Annotated in this window: 17 protein-coding genes and 1 pseudogene; 9 read left to right on the forward strand and 9 right to left on the reverse strand. The window is 59.3% G+C overall.

Annotation, left to right across the window (positions count from 1 at the left end; translation table 11 throughout):
* Window positions 1-132: 132 nt before the first annotated feature.
* Window positions 133-300 carry a 50S ribosomal protein L33 gene (rpmG, locus tag F0184_RS13695; RefSeq protein ID WP_150496773.1) on the forward strand — a complete coding sequence of 56 codons (168 nt, stop codon included), beginning with the start codon at window positions 133-135 and terminating at the stop codon, window positions 298-300.
* Between the two features lie 186 nt (window positions 301-486).
* On the opposite strand, the gene F0184_RS13700 is transcribed toward rpmG, so the two are convergent.
* Window positions 487-2,199 (reverse strand): methyl-accepting chemotaxis protein, encoded by a 1,713-nt coding sequence (locus F0184_RS13700; protein WP_150496774.1) that lies wholly within the window; start codon window positions 2,197-2,199, stop codon window positions 487-489.
* Between the two features lie 432 nt (window positions 2,200-2,631).
* Window positions 2,632-3,009 (reverse strand): response regulator, encoded by a 378-nt coding sequence (locus F0184_RS13705; protein WP_150496775.1) that lies wholly within the window; start codon window positions 3,007-3,009, stop codon window positions 2,632-2,634.
* A 136-nt stretch (window positions 3,010-3,145) separates the two neighbouring features.
* On the opposite strand from F0184_RS13705, the gene F0184_RS13710 reads away from it, so the two are divergent.
* The 3 genes from F0184_RS13710 to F0184_RS13720 are packed head-to-tail and all read left to right on the forward strand — an operon-like array spanning window position 3,146 to window position 5,457.
* Complete coding sequence (locus F0184_RS13710) at window positions 3,146-3,445, forward strand: DUF3572 domain-containing protein (protein WP_244299194.1); 300 nt, start codon at window positions 3,146-3,148, stop codon at window positions 3,443-3,445.
* Window positions 3,438-4,100, forward strand: coding sequence for a hypothetical protein (locus tag F0184_RS13715; protein ID WP_150496776.1), 663 nt, complete (start codon window positions 3,438-3,440; stop codon window positions 4,098-4,100). The genes F0184_RS13710 and F0184_RS13715 overlap by 8 nt, the downstream gene beginning before the upstream one ends.
* A 46-nt stretch (window positions 4,101-4,146) precedes the next feature.
* Window positions 4,147-5,457 (forward strand): DNA polymerase IV, encoded by a 1,311-nt coding sequence (locus F0184_RS13720; protein ID WP_150496777.1) that lies wholly within the window; start codon window positions 4,147-4,149, stop codon window positions 5,455-5,457.
* A 13-nt stretch (window positions 5,458-5,470) separates the two neighbouring features.
* Here F0184_RS13720 and F0184_RS13725 read toward each other — a convergent pair whose 3' ends face one another.
* Window positions 5,471-6,304, reverse strand: coding sequence for a cell envelope integrity EipB family protein (locus F0184_RS13725; RefSeq protein ID WP_150496778.1), 834 nt, complete (start codon window positions 6,302-6,304; stop codon window positions 5,471-5,473).
* 264 nt (window positions 6,305-6,568) lie between these two features.
* Here F0184_RS13725 and F0184_RS13730 point away from each other — a divergent pair, with 264 nt between their 5' ends.
* From F0184_RS13730 to F0184_RS13745, 4 genes are all read left to right on the forward strand, one after another.
* The gene (locus F0184_RS13730) at window positions 6,569-7,033 is read left to right on the forward strand and encodes a RidA family protein (protein ID WP_150496779.1); all 465 of its coding nucleotides are present in this window, start codon (window positions 6,569-6,571) and stop codon (window positions 7,031-7,033) included.
* Window positions 7,034-7,078: 45 nt separating this feature from the next.
* Window positions 7,079-7,840 (forward strand): glycerophosphodiester phosphodiesterase family protein, encoded by a 762-nt coding sequence (locus F0184_RS13735; protein WP_150496780.1) that lies wholly within the window; start codon window positions 7,079-7,081, stop codon window positions 7,838-7,840.
* A 66-nt stretch (window positions 7,841-7,906) separates the two neighbouring features.
* Window positions 7,907-9,193, forward strand: coding sequence for a GNAT family N-acetyltransferase (locus F0184_RS13740; protein ID WP_206668348.1), 1,287 nt, complete (start codon window positions 7,907-7,909; stop codon window positions 9,191-9,193).
* Window positions 9,194-9,360: 167 nt separating this feature from the next.
* The gene (locus F0184_RS13745) at window positions 9,361-9,789 is read left to right on the forward strand and encodes an HIT family protein (protein ID WP_150496781.1); all 429 of its coding nucleotides are present in this window, start codon (window positions 9,361-9,363) and stop codon (window positions 9,787-9,789) included.
* 18 nt (window positions 9,790-9,807) lie between these two features.
* Here F0184_RS13745 and F0184_RS13750 read toward each other — a convergent pair.
* The 3 genes and pseudogenes from F0184_RS13750 to F0184_RS13760 form a co-directional block, all read right to left on the reverse strand.
* Window positions 9,808-10,050 (reverse strand): annotated as a pseudogene (locus tag F0184_RS13750) (phosphatase PAP2 family protein); the annotation flags it as partial.
* A 47-nt stretch (window positions 10,051-10,097) separates the two neighbouring features.
* On the reverse strand, window positions 10,098-10,430 hold the full coding sequence (locus tag F0184_RS13755) for an AzlD domain-containing protein (RefSeq protein ID WP_150496957.1): 333 nt from the start codon (window positions 10,428-10,430) through the stop codon (window positions 10,098-10,100).
* 11 nt (window positions 10,431-10,441) lie between these two features.
* Entirely contained in the window at window positions 10,442-11,203 is a 762-nt protein-coding gene (locus tag F0184_RS13760; RefSeq protein WP_150496783.1) for an AzlC family ABC transporter permease, read from the reverse strand.
* 273 nt (window positions 11,204-11,476) lie between these two features.
* On the opposite strand from F0184_RS13760, the gene F0184_RS13765 reads away from it, so the two are divergent.
* Window positions 11,477-13,042, forward strand: coding sequence for a cation:proton antiporter family protein (locus F0184_RS13765; RefSeq protein WP_150496784.1), 1,566 nt, complete (start codon window positions 11,477-11,479; stop codon window positions 13,040-13,042).
* A 162-nt stretch (window positions 13,043-13,204) separates the two neighbouring features.
* Here the strand turns inward: F0184_RS13765 and clpA are convergent, their stop codons facing one another.
* The 3 genes from clpA to F0184_RS13780 all read right to left on the reverse strand — a co-directional run bounded on the left by clpA (window position 13,205) and on the right by F0184_RS13780 (window position 16,806).
* Entirely contained in the window at window positions 13,205-15,664 is a 2,460-nt protein-coding gene (gene clpA, locus F0184_RS13770; RefSeq protein ID WP_150496785.1) for an ATP-dependent Clp protease ATP-binding subunit ClpA, read from the reverse strand.
* 12 nt (window positions 15,665-15,676) lie between these two features.
* Entirely contained in the window at window positions 15,677-16,009 is a 333-nt protein-coding gene (gene clpS / locus F0184_RS13775; RefSeq protein WP_150496786.1) for an ATP-dependent Clp protease adapter ClpS, read from the reverse strand.
* A gap of 464 nt (window positions 16,010-16,473) precedes the next feature.
* Window positions 16,474-16,806, reverse strand: coding sequence for a phasin family protein (locus F0184_RS13780; protein ID WP_150496958.1), 333 nt, complete (start codon window positions 16,804-16,806; stop codon window positions 16,474-16,476).
* Between the last annotated feature and the right edge of the window lie 389 nt (window positions 16,807-17,195).

Below are 17,195 nucleotides of genomic sequence, written 5' to 3' on the forward strand. Positions count from 1 at the left end.
GGCAAGACTTGACTTTAGCGGCGTCTTGAGTACTTTGCGCGCTGATTTCATAGACAGGGGCAGATTGATCGCCAGCCATCCTGGCCACAAGAACCGTTTGCCCGACCCAAGAAAAACACAGGAAGCAAGGCCATGGCCAAGGCGACAACCATCAAGATCAAACTTCTCTCGACCGCCGACACCGGCTTCTTTTACGTGACCAAGAAAAACTCCCGCACGATGACCGACAAGATGGTCAAGCGGAAGTATGACCCGGTTGCCAAAAAGCACGTCGAGTTCAAGGAAGCGAAAATCAAGTAAGCCCTGGGGCAGACCCGGCTGAACGGATCGAAAAAGCCCGCGGCGCCTATGCACCGCGGGCTTTTTGCCGACCAAGCGCCGTGATCCGTTGGAGTGTTTCCGGTCAGGCCGGAGCGCATCGCTACAGCCTGACCGGGAATTGCGCATAGCGCATCTTAGGGCGTTTTGTTCGAAACGCCCGCTGACCTAGGCGGCGGCGACGCCGGCAAGGAAACGTTCAACCTCGGTCTTGAGCTGTACCGTCTTCTGGCCGACCTCGCTGGAAGCTTCCAGGACCCGTTCGGAGGACTGCGAGGTGCTTTCAACGGCGCCCAAGAGCCTGCCCATATTGTCGGAGACAGCCTGTGTCCCGTCCGAAGCACGCTGGACGTTTTGCGAAATCTCCGTGGTTGCGGCGCCCTGTTGCTCAACGGCCGCGGCAATCACCGACGTGTACTGGTTCACTTCTTCCATGGTGCCGGTGATTTCCGCAATCGCTTCGGCCGATTCGCGCGTGGCCTCCTGGATCGCGGAAATCTGAGACCCGATCTCTTCCGTCGCCTTGGATGTCTGGGTTGCCAGTTCCTTCACCTCCGCGGCAACGACCGCAAAGCCCTTGCCGGCTTCCCCGGCGCGTGCCGCTTCAATGGTGGCGTTCAGGGCAAGAAGGTTGGTCTGTTCCGCAATGGCCTGAATAAGCGTCACCACCTCGCCGATCTTGGCGGCCGATTGCGCCAGTCCCTCAACCTTTTCGTTGGTTGTCCGGGTGCCTTCCGTTGCCCGGCCAACGATGTCGGTCGTGCGCGCAACTTGTGACGAGATTTCGCCGATCGAGGCGGCCAATTCCTCCGCCGCGCTGGCAACGGTCTGCACATTCGCCGAGGTGGCTTGCGAAGATTGCGAGGTGTCGGTTGCGTGCCCGGCGCTTTCTTGCGCAAGCTTGCGAAGGTCTTCGGCCGTGCCGTCCAGATTGGCTGCGGTTTGTTCCACAGACCCCAGAAGATCCAGAGCATTCGCCCGGAAATCAGCGATCAGCGCCTGAACGGACTCCTGACGCTGCTGCCGCGCTTCCTGATCCTGCGCCTGACCCTCAGCCAGTTCCCTCCGCTCGATCGAGCGCGCCTTCAACGTGTCGACCGACTGCGCCAGCTCACCGATCTGGTCGTGCCGGTCGATGAAGGGAATCTCGATCTCCAGATTGTCCTCGGCAATGTTCCGCGTCGCTTGGGCAAGCTCGGTGACCGGTTTGAGGAGACGGCTGATCAGGAACCACGACAAGGCCACAAAGACCACGGTGACCGGAATGGTCCACATCACGAAGGACGAAACCAGTTCCCAGACATTGGCCAGCACTGTCTTTTGCTCCACACCAGCATACAAAATGCCTATCGTATCGCCGGATGGCGTGAAAATGGGCTCGTAGATCGTGTAGTATTCCTTACCTAGGATAGTGGCTTGTCCGATGAACGTGTTCCCCGCCATGATCACCGGATAAACGGCCCCGTTGACGCCAAGCGGCGTTCCGACGGCCCGGTTCCCATCAGGTTTGATGATATTTGTTGTCCTGCGCCAGAAATCCCGTGTTTCCTCATCCCAGGCGAACACGGTCGCGGTTTCACCGGTTATGCGCGTGATGCTCTCGATCAGGTCGTGGTTTGTAAACTCCGGCAGTGCCTCAAGCTCGATCCTGCGGACGTTTCCATCAGAGTTCCAGCTTATCTTCGCGCCGTCGATCCGCTCTGCAAAAAGCGTTGCGGCTGCGCGCAAGCTTTCGTTTTGCTTGTCTGTTGCAGATTGTGCAGCCTGACCACTCGCCACATGGTAGACAATAAAACCAACAACAAGCATTGCAAGAAGCAAAAAACCGGAATTGGCGATAACCATCGCCGTAGAGATATTAACCCTCGATAGAAATCGCATCTTGTCCCCTCCACTCTCAACGGTCTGGAAGGGTAAATGATCACTATTTAAGCAACCATGAACAGTTTCGATACAAAAAAATACCTGTCACTTCTACGAAGCCCATGACGAGAAACAGGTTAGCGAAAGCGCGGCGGTGAGGTTGACGCGAAAGGGTGACCGGTGGAAGGCGGGGTATCGAGGAGGCCACTCTTCGTCCCGCCTCCCCACCGGTCTGCCCCACGGACCCAGGAGATGCGGCGGACCTGAGCACTCCGTAGGGAACACTATGTTGTGTCAACAGGTTCCGGAAAGATCGGCACCGGAATATTACCTGTTATCTGCCCGTCACATTACCTATGCGCGGCCGCAATTCAATACATGCGCGAAAATATGCACATGGAAACGGCAATTTTAGTAAATTGTTAGGATTAATCCGGACCGGCCCGCAAATCAGCCCGTTTCGCTGCCGATATAGGAGCGGACCGTATCAAGAAAGCGGGCCACCGAGATCGGCTTGGAGATATACGCCTCGCAGCCCCCTTGCCGGATACGTTCCTCATCGCCCTTCATCGCAAACGCGGTCACGGCGATGATCGGAATGGGGGCAAGGTCTTCGTCTTCCTTGATCCACTTGGTCACTTCAAGACCGGAAACCTCCGGCAACTGGATGTCCATCAGGATCAGGTCCGGCTTGTGCAAGCGGGCCAGTTCCAGCGCTTCCATGCCGGTACGGGTCTGCAGGGTGTTGTAACCGTGCGCTTCAAGCAGATCATGAAACAGCTTCATGTTCAGCTCGTTGTCTTCTACAATCAACACGGTCTTTGCCATAAGACGGCCCTTTTCCCGGCATCTGCCGGGTCCCTATCTCTGCTCCGAACGCCGCGCCACCCCGGCGCGGGCGCTCGCCCCACTTCTCATCCCATTGTATCTAGCGCGGAATTGTTTCGGAAAGGCAAAAATCTTGATGCGCAACGGACACAGCCCCTCGATGCCGCTTGAGACCGCGCAGGAAATTGCAACCCAGGCGCTTCTGCAACTGACGAAGGAGCCGGAATTGGTCGGCCGGTTCCTGGCGGTCAGCGGCATCGGTCCGGAAACGATTCGTCTGGCGGCCGCCGAACCGGGCTTTCTGGCCGGTGTCCTGGAATTCTACATGGGCGATGAGGCGCTGCTTCTGACCTTTTGCGAGAACAGCGGGGTCCGCCCGACCATGATCGCCGCCGCCCGGTATGTGCTGGCAGGAGAGCTTGGCGGCGATGAGTGAACCCGGCCGCGCCTCCCGATCCGTGCTCGATCAGATCGAGCGGCTTCCCCTGTCTTCGCGGCAATTGATCATCTGCGATGTCGATGAAGTGGTGCTGCACCTCATCCGGCATCTGGAGGCTTACTTGCATGGTGAGGGACTGGTTTTTCTGCGGCCGGAATACCGGCTGACCGGCAACATCGCCCGGATCGATGACCCGACTCCCCTGTCCGCGGACCATGTGAAGCGGCATATCCAGGCCTTTTTCGATGGGCACACGCACCGTCAGGAGCTTGTCGAGGGAGCCGAAATGGCCCTGACAGGCCTGGCCGAGCATTGGGATGTGATCTTCCTGACGAATTTGCCGGGGCCGCACAACAAGCAGATTCGGGAAAGCCTGCTCGCCTCGCGCGGCCTGCCGTTTCCCGTTGTCACCAATACCGGACCCAAGGGTGGGGCCGTCGCAGCCCTTGCCGCGCGCAGACAGGGTCCCGTGGTCTTCATCGATGACAGCCCAGCCAACCACCAATCGGTCCGGGCGAGCCTGCCCTCCGCCGTGCAGATCCAGTTCGTGGCCGATCAGCGATTCCGGGAGATGGTGGAGCCCGAGCCCTTCATCGCGCTCTTGACCGGCGATTGGGACGAGACAACCGCATTCATCGAGCGTATTTTGTAAGATCGCGCGACCGATCCGAAGGCGGCAAGGCTCAGACCGGCACCTCATGACAGGTTCACAAACACGACCGGCGGCGTCCCTGGCCCTGTGCCGGGACTGTGGGCACCGGCCGGCCGCCGGCAAGGCCCGATGTCCCGCATGCGGCAGTCCGCGGCTTGTGTCTCATCCGGAACTCGATCAACTCACCATCGCGCATCTTGATTGCGATGCCTTTTTCGCCGCGATCGAGAAACGCGACAATCCCGAGCTGGCCGACCGGCCCGTGATCGTCGGCGGCGGACAGCGCGGCGTCGTCTCCACGTGTTGCTACATCGCCCGGATTTATGGTGTCCGGTCCGCCATGCCCATGTTCAAGGCTCTCGAGGCCTGCCCGGATGCCGTGGTGATCAAGCCCGACATGGAAAAATATGTCCGTGCCGGCAAGCAGATCCGCGAACGGATGCAGGCCCTCACGCCGCTGGTCGAACCGCTGTCGATCGATGAGGCCTTTCTGGATCTCACCGGAACCGAACGGCTGCACCATGCAAGCGCGGCGGAAGTGCTGGCAAGGCTGGTGCGGGACATCGAGTCGGAGGTCGGCATTACCGCATCGGTTGGTCTTGCCCCGAACAAGTTCCTCGCCAAGGTCGCCTCCGACCTGGAGAAGCCGCGGGGATTTTCCGTCATCGGCGCGGGGGAAGCGAAAGAATTCCTCGCCCGGCAACCGGTCGGGCTGATCTGGGGCGTTGGAAAGGTGTTCCAGCGCAAGCTGGCCGCCGATGGCATCAAGTCGATCGGCCAGTTGCAACTGATGGATCCGTCGGACCTTGCGCGGCGCTACGGGGCCATGGGCCTCAGGCTGGCCCAGCTCGCAAGCGGGGACGACGACCGGCATGTCAGTCCGGAACGCGGCGCAAAGAGCATCAGTTCGGAAACGACCTTTTCGTCCGATATCGCCGACCTGCAAACCTTACGGCCGATCCTGAGGGAATTGTCGGAAAAGGTATCGGCCCGGCTAAAAAAGGCCGAGCTGTCGGGCCGCGGCATCACGCTGAAGCTCAAGACGGCGGACTTCAAGACAATCACCCGCTCCCGCCACCTGGCGGACCCGACCCAGCTGGCGGACAGGATCTTCCGCACCGGCGGAGAATTGCTTGCGCCCGAATGCGACGGGCGGCGCTTTCGCCTGATCGGGATCGGTGTGGGAGATCTGGAACCGGCGGCGCATGCCGATCCCCTGGATCTCGTCGATCAGCAGGCTGGCCGCCGGCAAAAGGCCGAACGGGCGATGGACACCTTGAAAGACAAATTCGGCGCTTCAGCCGTCGAACTCGGCCTGACTCATGTCGCAAAGCGCGCCAAGCCGAGAAGCCACTGACACCGTCAGGGGATCATTTCTCACCGCAGCCGCCGACGTCGTAAAACTCAAGCTCCTGAAGTTCGCCCGAAAGCTTGAAATCGCCGTAATCGAGGGTCAGGTCGTGGCTGACGCCGTTTTCGTGCAGCAGAAACGACAATTGATAGGCGGGGGTCTGTTCTCCGGAAGTCCCATCTGCCGGTTCGAAATAGGCAATGGTGACCGGCCAGTAGTCCGCGCCGGCAAGCGCCGCCAGGGCCATGCGCTCGCCTTCGGCCACAACACCGGAGCGCGGTGCGCCGATGAAGGCTGTGGTCGGATAAACTTTGTCCCCGGTTTCCGATCCGTCGAACACATCGGCCGCGACAAAGCGCTCGCCTTTCAAGGCCGCCGATATGATGAAGCGCAAATGCTCGGTCGGGAACAGCGCGTTTCCGGAGATTTCAAGCGCGCGGCTCTCAGGCTTGGCCAGTTCCACCGTTTTGGTTTGTGCCGCCTGCCGCGCCGCGCCCCTCGTTTCCTCGATGAGTTTGTTGTTGACGTAGGTCTCGCTCAGGAACTCGAAACTGCGGGCCTTGCCATCTTCATAGGACGTGGTTCTCAGGTCGGTAACTTGGGATGCCCCGGACGGATCCTGAAATTGCGTGACGAACCGGAACTTCACACTGTAGCCGTCACACGCATTGCCTGAAAAATCATAGACCATCCGTCCGACGACACCGGTGACGCCCGCCTGCGCGCTGGCAGCCTCCAGCTTCATGTCATAAACGGCCCGGTGAGGGGCCAGGCTGGCGGGCGCGGCGCTGGCCAGAACAGGTGCAAAGGCACACATGCCGATCAACGGCAGGACGGCGGCGAAATGTTTCATCTATCGGCCCGTGATCCTCAAAACGCGTATTTGACATCAATTCTACTCCCAAACAAGGGTAGGATCCAAGCGCACTGGAAACCCGGGCAGGCGTTTGCCCAGAAGCCTTTTTTGCACGTGATCCACCGCCGTCCCCGCCTGGCACGACCGGCGGCTTCAGGTTTGGGGCCGGTTTGCCGACCTGCTCCGGTTTTTTGCTTGCGGGCGGTTTTGGATTGTTTCAAGACGGAGGCACTTGCCCGCATATTTGGAGTCGTTTTCGCCATGAGCCAAACCATCGCAGCCCGTCTTGCAGCCCTCGGTGTTGATCTGCCAAAGGCGGCCGCTCCCGCCGCCAACTACGTTCCTTTCGTTCAGACCGGCAATCAGCTGTTCGTATCCGGCCAGCTGCCGATGGGACCGGACGGTCTCGCCTACAAGGGCAAACTGGGCGCGGATGTGAGCGTCGAACAGGGACAGGCGGCTGCAAAACTATGCGCCATTCACCTTCTTGCGCAGGCCCAGGCGGCGCTCGGGGATCTCGAAAAGGTTGCCCGGCTGGTTAAGATCGTGGGATTTGTGAACTCTACTGCCGAATTCGAAAACCAGCCCCAAGTGATCAACGGTGCGTCCGACTTCCTTGTGGAGGCCATGGGCGACAAGGGCCGCCATGCCCGCTCCGCGGTCAGCGCCGCGTCCCTGCCATTTGGCGCTGCCGTTGAAATCGAAGCCGTTTTCGAAGTCCTCTGACCCGCCCCCCTTTTCCCTTTGAACCGATCAACAAACGGACGCCCCGTGCTGGACACTCTCTTTCAACAGCCCATCGCCCATCGTGGCTATCACGATGCCGACCGGGGCTGCATCGAAAACACCCCCTCAGCCATCAAGGCCGCCATGGAGCATGACTTCGCCATTGAGGTCGATGTGCAGGAGACCGCCGATGGCGAAGCGCTCGTTTTCCATGACTACACGCTGGACCGCCTGGCAGAAGGCACGGGAAAGGTTTTGGATTTGCCGTCAACAGCCTTGACCGGGTTGTCCATGCGAACCGGCGGCGACCGTCTCTGGCTCCTTCAGGACCTGTTCGATCTCGTGCAAGGAAAAGTCCCGCTGGTCATCGAGATCAAGTCCTGGATGAAGCCCGGGGCGCAAAATCCCTTCGTCCGCAATGTGGTGGATCAGGTCGCCGCTTATCAGGGGCCGGCCGCAATCAAGTCCTTCGACCCGGACATGCTGGGTGTCGCGCGTGCGCATAATCCATCAGTCTTGCGCGGGATCGTCGCTGACAGCATGCCGGCGCGCGGCGACAGCGCGCGCTTGTCGCAAGTCCACCGGTTCGCGCTCAGGCACATGCTGCATTTTCCCAGAACCCGTCCGCATTTCGTGTCCTACAGCGTGCGGGATCTGCCGGCCGTGGGGCCTTCCGTGCTCCGGCGTGTCTTCAAACGCCCCATCATGGCCTGGACAGTGCGGACAACGGAAGACAGGCAACGCGCCGCCCAGCATGCCGATCAGATCGTTTTCGAGGGGTTCGATCCCGACAACCGCACACAATGACGGCCCTTGCTAACCCTCTGCCAGACGCTACCTTCGCACCTGAGCAACAACGCCTGGACCCATGCCATGAGTGCAATGAGCGATCTGGACACAACCACCGCCCGGTTGCGCATCCTCTCCGGACTGCATGAGATTGCAGCGGCGGACTGGGACTCGGTGGCCAATCCGGGATGGTGCATGGCTGACGGTGGCCGTCTATCGCGCTCCACCATCGCGGACAAGATGGTCAAAGAACTTGAATCACTTCTCGAACCAGCTGATTCAACCTATGAAGGCATTGACTTCAACCCGTTCATTTCTCATGCATTTTTAAGCTCTCTCGAAGAAACCGGTTGCGCTACCGGCCGCACCGGCTGGGCGCCGCGCCACCTCGTTTTGGAGAGCGAGAACGGGGCAATCTGGGGCGCAGTGCCCGCTTATCTGAAAAGCCACTCCCAAGGCGAATATGTTTTCGACTATGGCTGGGCGGATGCCTTTTACCGGGCCGGTGGCCAGTACTACCCGAAACTGCAAGTCTCCGTGCCGTTTACCCCCGCAACGGGCCGGCGTTTTCTGGTAAGCCCCGCAATTGACCATGATGCGGGCCTGCAGGCACTGGCATCCGGGCTGGTGCAGGTCTGCAAGCGCAGTGGAGCTTCCTCGGTTCATGCAACCTTCCTGACTCATGGCGAATGGGACGCGCTTGGGAAGCTCGGATATCTGCAACGCACCGACCAGCAGTTTCATTTCGAAAACAAGGGATATGACAGCTTCGATGCCTTTCTGGGCGATCTAGCCTCCCGCAAACGCAAAGCCATCAAGAAGGAACGGCGCGAGGCCTTGAGCGCGGGCATCGAGATCGAGTGGATCACAGGCGGCGACTTGTCCGAGGCGCATTGGGACGCGTTCCACGCGTTTTACGAGGACACTGGCGCCCGCAAATGGGGCCGCCCCTACCTGAACCGGGCGTTTTTTTCCCGTGTCAGCGAGAAGATGGCCGACAGGATACTGCTGGTCATGGCGAAACGGGAGGGCAAATACATTGCCGGCGCTCTGAATTTCATCGGATCGCAAACCCTGTTCGGCCGTCATTGGGGTTGCACCGAACATCACCCCTATCTGCATTTCGAGGTCTGTTACTATCAAGCGATCGATTTCGCCATCCAGAACCGATTGACACGGGTGGAAGCCGGCGCACAGGGCGCCCACAAACTGGCACGCGGCTATCTTCCGGTCACAACGCGATCCGCCCACTGGATCGCCCATGAAGGCTTGCATGATGCGGTCGCCGACTTCCTGGAGCGCGAACGCATGGCTGTTGAGCACGAGAACCGCGTCTTGAGCGAACACGCCCCCTTCCGTAGGGACAAATGACAATACCGGCATCTGAGCAGCTTGGCCCAACACGTTGAGCGCAGGACCTTTTTGCGATCAGTTGACTCAGTTTCTCAAGTCCGGCCATTGGCTTTGATCTTGCCCGCACTTGGCTTTTCTCGCTAGTCTGCCGCCATCAATCAGCACCCGCCAAGGATCCCCCGCTCATGTCCGTACCCGCATATGACGACCAGAATGTCTTCGCGAAAATCCTCAGGGGAGACCTCCCCAGCCACAAGGTTTTTGAAGACGCCAAGACTGTGGTGATCATGGACATCATGCCGCGCGGCGACGGGCATGTCCTCGTCATCCCAAAGGCTCCCTCGCGCAATATTTTTGACATCGCGACCGACGATCTCCACGCGGTGATGAGCACCGCGCAGCGCATGGCCCGTGCGGTCAAAGCCGCATTCGATGCAGACGGAACAACCATACAGCAGTTCTCCGAGCCGGCAGGCGGGCAGGTCGTGTTCCACACGCATGTCCACGTTATTCCGCGTTTCGAAGGGGTCGCCCTGAAACCGCATACCGGCCAGATGGCCGACCCGGATGTTCTCATGGCCAATGCCGCAAAAATCCGGGCCGTGCTCGAATAACAGATCATGGCAAGGTGATCAGGCCAGGGCGGCAGCACCACACTTTTCGCCGGCACGGGGCCGATCGCCGACAATCCTTCTGGCCGCAAAAACGCCGATCGCGAATACCGCCACACCGCCAAAAAGATCGACCAGATGATGCCCGCCATGGAGAAGCGTGGCCGGCATCATCAGCGTGTTCACAACGATGAGCGGGTAGAAAACGAACCGCAGATGGACCGCATACCAGGTTGCCATGAAAGCCATCACGGCGTGCATGGAGGGAAAGGCGAAACATCAGGAATGGTGGGTTGTGGCCGTGCCCCGCGCTAAAGGGCCATCCATCCGGCGACCAGCACGGAGACGCCCGTCAGGACGCCAATGATCACGCTTTGACGGAGACTGAGGAAAGCGGCAAACCCACACGCCATCGCCAGCAGCCGGAGCCAGAGCGGTGTGTCGGCAAGCGCCCCTTGCGGGAAGAAGACAAGCTTGGATATGACCCCGGCGACCAGCGCGGTGGCGACGCAGCGCACCCAGATGAGGAGTTCGCCGTCCTCTCTGAGCCGGCCGCCCGCAAACACACCGATCCAGCGCCATACATCGGTCGCGATCCATCCCGCGATCAGAATGATCGCGAACGGTCCCCACCAGGTTTGCATCAGAGCCTCGGTCACGAGCGGCTCCTTCGCCAGATCCGCGTGGCCAAATACGCCAGGGTTCCGCCGGCCAGTCCGGTCCACAGCAGATCGAGACCCGGCAGCAGGACAAAGAAAACCGGTCCCAGGACAAGTCCGGCGATCATGGCGGCCTTGTCCGCCAAGAGGCGCGCCGCCCCCCAAAGCGAGCAGAGAAAGTAAACTGGGGTCAGAAGGAACAAGGCTCCCGCCACCATCGGCGGCATCCGGTCGACAAGCACATAGGCAATTCCGGTCATGCAGAATACGAAACCGGAAACCGCCGCGCCAAAACCGACGAAAAAGGGCAGCCTCCCCTCTTTCGGCAAGTCGGGAAGGTTGCGCATGGCATAAACCCACGCGGTCACCGCGACGAAGTGCGATGCGACCAGCAATTGCCAGGTCCGGGTTTTTCCCGGCACCTTGATCAAGGGCATCAACGCCATCGTCATCGGCATCAGGCGCACGGAAGCCAGGGCAACCGCGAAGGCGGCAGGCAGAATTCCCATGCCGGACGTCATGGCGCCGGTGAGAACGACAATCGAGGGCAGCGCCCAGACGAACCCGGTCATCGCCAGCGTTTCCGCAAGGCTCAATCCGCTTTCGCGCGCCAAACCCGCATATCCGACAAAGGCCGCAGTCAGGATGAGCGCCGGAATGGAAATGGCCGCGCGGGCACCGCGGAAAAACCAGACACGCCCGCACCCGGACGCGTCTGCCGGGGGCGACGGCGGCTGAGGCTCTTGCGGAACGGTCATGGGCGGCACTCGGGTGACTTTGCCAACTTGATAAGGCAGCCTTATCTTCTTCCGAATTTCCTGTCCAGCCGCCTGCGCTCCATCCCGCGGCTGCTCGGTTTCAGACCGGCCCTGGCCGGGGTGGCCACCGCGTATTGCTACGTATTTCCAGACACCGACACGCCTTCTTAAACATCGGCTGTCATTTACCGTTGGACAACGCAAGATAGTTTCAAACCTTTGGGCGCTACACGTTCAAGGGCAGCGACACTTGTAGTTTACCGTGGAGGAAGAATGGTTTTCGAAGCATTTTCGATCGGAGCCGCGTTTGTGTTCGGGCTCGCGGTGCGCCAAATCGGTTTACCGCCGCTGGTCGGCTTCCTTGCCGCGGGGTTCTGCATCAATCTCGTCGGGCCCAAGTTCGGCATGCCCTCCACCACGGGACCGATCCTGGAATATATCGCTGATCTTGGCGTCATGATTCTGCTGTTCACAATCGGCCTGAAACTGAAATTGCGCCAGATCGCGGAACCCCAGGTGGTCGGCGGAGCGCTCATCCACTTCGCCTTTTCCGTTGCCCTGTTTACACCGATCATCCGCCTGTTGTTCACCTCGGATTGGATGACCGCGGTTCTTGTCGGCATTGCCCTTGCTTTCTCATCAACGGTTCTGTCAGCCAAGATGCTGGAAGCGAAACGGGAACTGGGCAGCTTCCATGGCCGCACGGCCATCGGGATCTTGATCGTACAAGACATCATCGCCCTTGTGGTGCTCGCGGTGTTTGCCGGAAAAATGCCCGGTCCCTGGGCGCTGCTGATCTTTGCAACGCCTCTCTTGCGCCCGGTGTTGTTCAAGATCCTCGATCTTGCCGGGCATGATGAAGTTCTTGTCCTGACCGGCATGATGTTGAGCCTTGTGATTGGCGGCGTCGGTTTCGAACTGATCGGTCTGAAGGGAGAAATCGGTGCGCTGGTGATGGGGCTCTTGTTGTCCGGACACCCGAAATCCGGGGAGCTGTCGAAGTCGCTCTGGTCCTTGAAGGAAGTCTTCCTTGTCGGCTTTTTCCTTTCGATCGGGATGTCCGGCCTGCCAGACTGGGATGCGCTGGCTTTCGCGGCTGTGATCGGGCTGCTCTTGCCACTGAAGGGTCTGTTGTTCTTTTTCGTCCTGCTTGCCTTCAAGCTACGGGCCCGGACCTCGTTCATCACCGCACTCTCATTGACCGCCTATAGCGAGTTCGGTCTGATCGTGGCGGCGGGGATTCCCGCCGCCGAATCCTTCCTCGTCCCACTGGCCATCGCCGTCTCGGTTTCCTTCCTGATTGCAGCGCCGCTCAACAGGTTCGCGCATCCGCTGTTTGAGCGCTTCGAGCCGCAACTCCAGCGCTTCGAGCGGGTGACCCGGCACCCGGATGAACAGCCGAAGGATCTGGGCGACGCCGACGTGCTGGTGTTCGGCATGGGCCGCACCGGAACCGCCGCGTATGAAGCCCTGTTGGCGGAAGGGCGCCGGCCAGTCGGCCTCGATGCGGACATCTACAAGGCAAAAGCCCATGCCGAGAATGGTCTTCACGTCATCTTTGCCGATGCCGAAGACAGCAACTTCTGGAACGGTGTGGATCTCAGCGGTATTTCATCGGCGATCCTGGCGATGGACGATCTGGAAGCCAAACTGGTCGCCGCCCGCATGCTCCGCGCACGCGGCTTCACCGGCACGGTCGTTAGCCACGCGCTGCACGCAGATCATGTTGAAAAGATCACAAAGGCGGGCGCGGACCAGACGTATCTCACGATGCAGGAAGCTGGGAAAAGCCTCGCGACGAGAGCGTTGATCGCGGACCTGAAATCAAGTGACAATTAGCAGCGCGCGGCACTGGGACAAACCGAATCTACCTCACAGGTCCTTCCAAGCGCATGCGCGAATCAACACGCCACTTTGACGCACAACAAAACGGGCGCATCGTCTGCGCCCGTTCAATGATCCGGCCGATTTCATCCGCAAGGACCGGACGCCGCCCGGTGCCTAATCGGCCAGCGGAACCTTCGGGACCAGGCTCTTCTTCGCGGTGCCGCCCTTGCCATCCGAGGGTTTGATGGCCGACTTGGCCGCAGCGGGTTTCGCCGCCACGGGCTTGCGTCTGCGCTTCGGTTTTGCCTTGACCTTGTCCTTCGGTTTTGCCGGCGGTGTCTTGCGTTCTTCCACGCTTTCCAGAAGCAACCCGGCCTCGTCCTCAGAGACAGACACCTTGACGGTCCCGCCTTTCTGGAGCTTCCCAAACAGAACCTCGTCGGCCAAAGGCCGCTTGATGTGCTCCTGGATGACCCGGCCGAGCGGCCGGGCACCCATTTGACTGTCATAACCCTTGTTGGCAAGCCATTTGGTCGCGCCCTCGGTGAGTTCGAACGTCACCCCGCGATCGGCCAGTTGTGCCTCGAGTTGCATGACAAACTTTTCGACGACCTGATACACGACCTCGATCGGCAGATTGCCAAAGGGGATGACCGCATCGAGACGGTTCCGGAATTCCGGCGTGAACAGCTTGTTGATGGCCTCCTGATCCTCGCCTTCCCGCTTGACCCGATTGAAGCCCACCGGTTCCTTGGCCATGTCTGAAGCGCCGGCATTTGTGGTCATGATCAGGATCACATTGCGGAAGTCCACCTGCTTGCCGTTGTGATCGGTCAGCTTGCCATGATCCATCACCTGCAGGAGGATGTTGTAGAGATCCTGGTGCGCTTTCTCGATCTCATCGAGCAACAGGACACAATGGGGATGCTGATCCACACCGTCGGTCAACAGGCCGCCCTGATCGAACCCGACATATCCGGGAGGCGCGCCGATCAGCCGGGACACGGTGTGCCGCTCCATGTATTCCGACATGTCGAAACGAATGAGTTCGACGCCAAGCGACGATGCTAACTGGCGGGCCACCTCGGTCTTGCCCACACCGGTCGGACCGGAAAACAGGTAGCTGCCGATTGGCTTGTCAGGCTCACGCAAACCTGCCCGGGCAAGCTTGATGGCGGACGACAGGGTCTCGATGGCCGCATCCTGTCCATACACGACACGCTTGAGTTCAACGCCCAGATTTGAGAGCACCTCCGCATCGTCCTTCGACACGGACTTCGGTGGAATCCGCGCCATCGTCGCGATGGTGATCTCGATCTCCTTGACGCCGATCGTCTTGCGGCGGCGGTTTTCAGGCACGAGCATTTGCGAGGCGCCGGTTTCGTCCAAAACGTCGATCGCCTTGTCCGGCAATTTGCGGTCGGAAATGTATTTCGCCGACAATTCCACCGCTGTCTTGATGGCATCGTTGGTGTATCTGACCTTGTGGAAGTCCTCGAAATACGGCTTCAGGCCCTTCAGGATGTCGATCGCATCGGGAATGGTCGGTTCGTTGACATCGATTTTTTGAAACCGCCGCACAAGCGCCCGGTCCTTTTCAAAGAATTGGCGGTATTCCTTGTAGGTTGTCGATCCGATGCACCGGATGGCGCCTGACGCCAGAGCCGGCTTCAGCAAATTGGATGCATCCATGGCCCCGCCCGAAGTGGCGCCGGCCCCGATCACCGTGTGGATCTCGTCGATGAACATCACCGCGCCGGGATAATCCTCGATTTCCTTCACCACCTGCTTCAGGCGTTCCTCGAAATCGCCCCGATAACGGGTCCCGGCCAGAAGCGCGCCCATGTCGAGCGAGAAAATGGTCGCGTCCTTCAGGACTTCCGGCACATCGCCATTGACGATGCGGTGCGCAAGGCCTTCCGCGATGGCTGTTTTCCCAACGCCGGGATCGCCGACAAAGAGGGGATTGTTTTTCGATCTGCGGCACAGAATCTGAATCGTGCGCTGAATTTCGCTGTCACGGCCGATGAGCGGATCGATCTTCCCCTTTTCCGCCTTCAGGTTCAAATTGACGCAATAGGCTTCAAGCGCATCGGTTTTCTGGTTGGCAGCCTTCTTGTCCCCGCCCGGCGCCGCGCTGGCGATCGCCTCATCCTCATCGGCGCCCTCCACGGGCCGCGTTTCGGACATGCCCGGGCGCTTGGCGATCCCGTGAGAAATGTAGTTGACCGCGTCATAGCGGGTCATGTCCTGATCCTGGAGGAAATAGGCCGCATGGCTCTCGCGCTCAGCGAAAATCGCCACCAGGACATTCGCGCCGGTCACTTCCTCGCGGCCAGACGACTGAACATGAATGACCGCGCGCTGGATGACGCGCTGGAACCCGGCCGTGGGCTTGGAATCCTCATCGCCCTCGGTCACAAGACTTTCGAGTTCGTTTTCGATGTAGTCCAGCAGATTCCGCCGGATCACGTCGAGATCGACGTTGCAAGCGCGCATGACCGCCGCCGCGTCCTGATCATCCAGCAGGGCCAGAAGCAGGTGCTCAAGCGTTGCGTATTCCTGCTGACGCTCGTTGGCGTAAGCGAGGGCCTGATGAAGCGCTTTTTCCAGGCTACGGGAAAATGATGGCACGTGCGATATCCCTCACTTTTTCTCCATGACACACTGCAATGGATGTTGATGCTTGCGCGCAAAATCCATGACCTGTGTCACCTTCGTTTCCGCGACTTCGTAGGAATAGATCCCACATTCGCCGACCCCGTGATGGTGAACGTGCAACATGATGCGGGTCGCTTCCTCCCGGTTCTTCTGGAAGAAACTTTCCACTACATGGATTACGAATTCCATCGGCGTATAATCGTCATTCAACAGCAGCACCCTGTACAAATTCGGGCGCTTGGTGATCGTCTTGGTCCGGGTGACGACAGCCGTTCCTCCGTCAGGACCGCCATCGCCGAAATCAGCCCCGCCTGCCATGTCCGTGCTATTGCCTTTCCTCGACAAGTTTGACCTTTCACCAGTCCGGCCAGCCGGCTCCACGCACCGCAGTTTGGCTGACCTTTTCGAAACGGTAACACGCATTTTCGACTGTGCCATCCGTTGATCCGTCTAGAACTGTGCCGTGATGACCCTGTCCACGCAATACGTGAAATGTCAAAAGGCGGGAGATGTGTTCCACTTCTCCCTGCAGTTCTCTCCCATCCCATGTAGGTCGCCTGAATTCGTTTAAAAGATCAGGAGTGTCCGCAGACCATATGCCGCAATCGCGATGGGGACGGTTTGGCAGTCGGCGGATCAATTCTGTGCAAATCCCTTTCCCTGTCGCCTTTCCCTGTCTCTATCGCACAAGCCGGAAATCGGAACCCCAAATGAAAAATGCCCGGCCGTGACAGCCGGGCATTTCTGAAACTGATGCATTTTCCCGTTGCCGGGATGGCGGCTTACTTGCTCATCTTGCCCATCAAGCCTTCGTAGGGCTTGTAGACGTCCTTGGACAGATCCGTCACCATTTCGCCGATCTTGGTCATCTGGCTGACAAACCCCTCATAGGAGGTCTTCATGTAATCAGCCTGGGCTTCGAAGGCTTTGTCCAGCGTCTTCGACGCGACCAGCTTTTCAACAGCGGCGGAGCCGTCCTCGAAAGACTTCTTCTGGTAATCGGCAACTTCTGCAGCAATAGCCTGCATGCCCTTAGTGACCGATCCAAAGGATTCCATGGCCATATCCATGTTGTCCTTGCCCAATTTTTGCATGTCCTCGATGTTGTTCAGCATGTCCGTGCCCTTGTTGGTCAACTGCGTGTACACAGTCTGTGCGGGTCTTCCCCAGCGCAGCCCTTCCCCAGCAATATCGTGCACTGCACAAATTTTGTCAATCGCTTTTTTGCACTGCAAAACAATCTGTGCGAGCTTTGGCGAAAAATACCCGCCTCAACACAACTCCGCCTGACAAAGCAAATCTGAATAGAAACTCGCGCATGCCCTGCCGGCGCCGGAAGAACAGGAGGAACAAACAAGTTGAAAGCCCCGGTTCGGCAGCTTCGGCCACGGAGGCGGAAAAACTGTTTTCCCCACTTGTTAACACTAATAAACCACTAAGGTTTTTTTCGAAATTCGGAAGCGGCATTTACACATTTGTAACCCCAATTCCATCAAATTGGGCG

This window comes from Roseibium aquae (genome assembly GCF_008711285.1).
GTDB classification, from domain to species: domain Bacteria; phylum Pseudomonadota; class Alphaproteobacteria; order Rhizobiales; family Stappiaceae; genus Roseibium; species Roseibium aquae.

Coding starts and splice junctions, on each gene's coding strand:
- rpmG (WP_150496773.1), top strand. CDS start 133: ATGGCCAAGGCGACAACCATCAAGATCAAACTTCTCTCGACCGCCGAC.
- F0184_RS13700 (WP_150496774.1), bottom strand. CDS start 2,199: ATGCGATTTCTATCGAGGGTTAATATCTCTACGGCGATGGTTATCGCC.
- F0184_RS13705 (WP_150496775.1), bottom strand. CDS start 3,009: ATGGCAAAGACCGTGTTGATTGTAGAAGACAACGAGCTGAACATGAAG.
- F0184_RS13710 (WP_244299194.1), top strand. CDS start 3,146: ATGCGCAACGGACACAGCCCCTCGATGCCGCTTGAGACCGCGCAGGAA.
- F0184_RS13715 (WP_150496776.1), top strand. CDS start 3,438: ATGAGTGAACCCGGCCGCGCCTCCCGATCCGTGCTCGATCAGATCGAG.
- F0184_RS13720 (WP_150496777.1), top strand. CDS start 4,147: ATGACAGGTTCACAAACACGACCGGCGGCGTCCCTGGCCCTGTGCCGG.
- F0184_RS13725 (WP_150496778.1), bottom strand. CDS start 6,304: ATGAAACATTTCGCCGCCGTCCTGCCGTTGATCGGCATGTGTGCCTTT.
- F0184_RS13730 (WP_150496779.1), top strand. CDS start 6,569: ATGAGCCAAACCATCGCAGCCCGTCTTGCAGCCCTCGGTGTTGATCTG.
- F0184_RS13740 (WP_206668348.1), top strand. CDS start 7,907: ATGAGTGCAATGAGCGATCTGGACACAACCACCGCCCGGTTGCGCATC.
- F0184_RS13745 (WP_150496781.1), top strand. CDS start 9,361: ATGTCCGTACCCGCATATGACGACCAGAATGTCTTCGCGAAAATCCTC.
- F0184_RS13755 (WP_150496957.1), bottom strand. CDS start 10,430: ATGCAAACCTGGTGGGGACCGTTCGCGATCATTCTGATCGCGGGATGG.
- F0184_RS13760 (WP_150496783.1), bottom strand. CDS start 11,203: ATGACCGTTCCGCAAGAGCCTCAGCCGCCGTCGCCCCCGGCAGACGCG.
- F0184_RS13765 (WP_150496784.1), top strand. CDS start 11,477: ATGGTTTTCGAAGCATTTTCGATCGGAGCCGCGTTTGTGTTCGGGCTC.
- clpS (WP_150496786.1), bottom strand. CDS start 16,009: ATGGCAGGCGGGGCTGATTTCGGCGATGGCGGTCCTGACGGAGGAACG.
- F0184_RS13780 (WP_150496958.1), bottom strand. CDS start 16,806: ATGCTGAACAACATCGAGGACATGCAAAAATTGGGCAAGGACAACATG.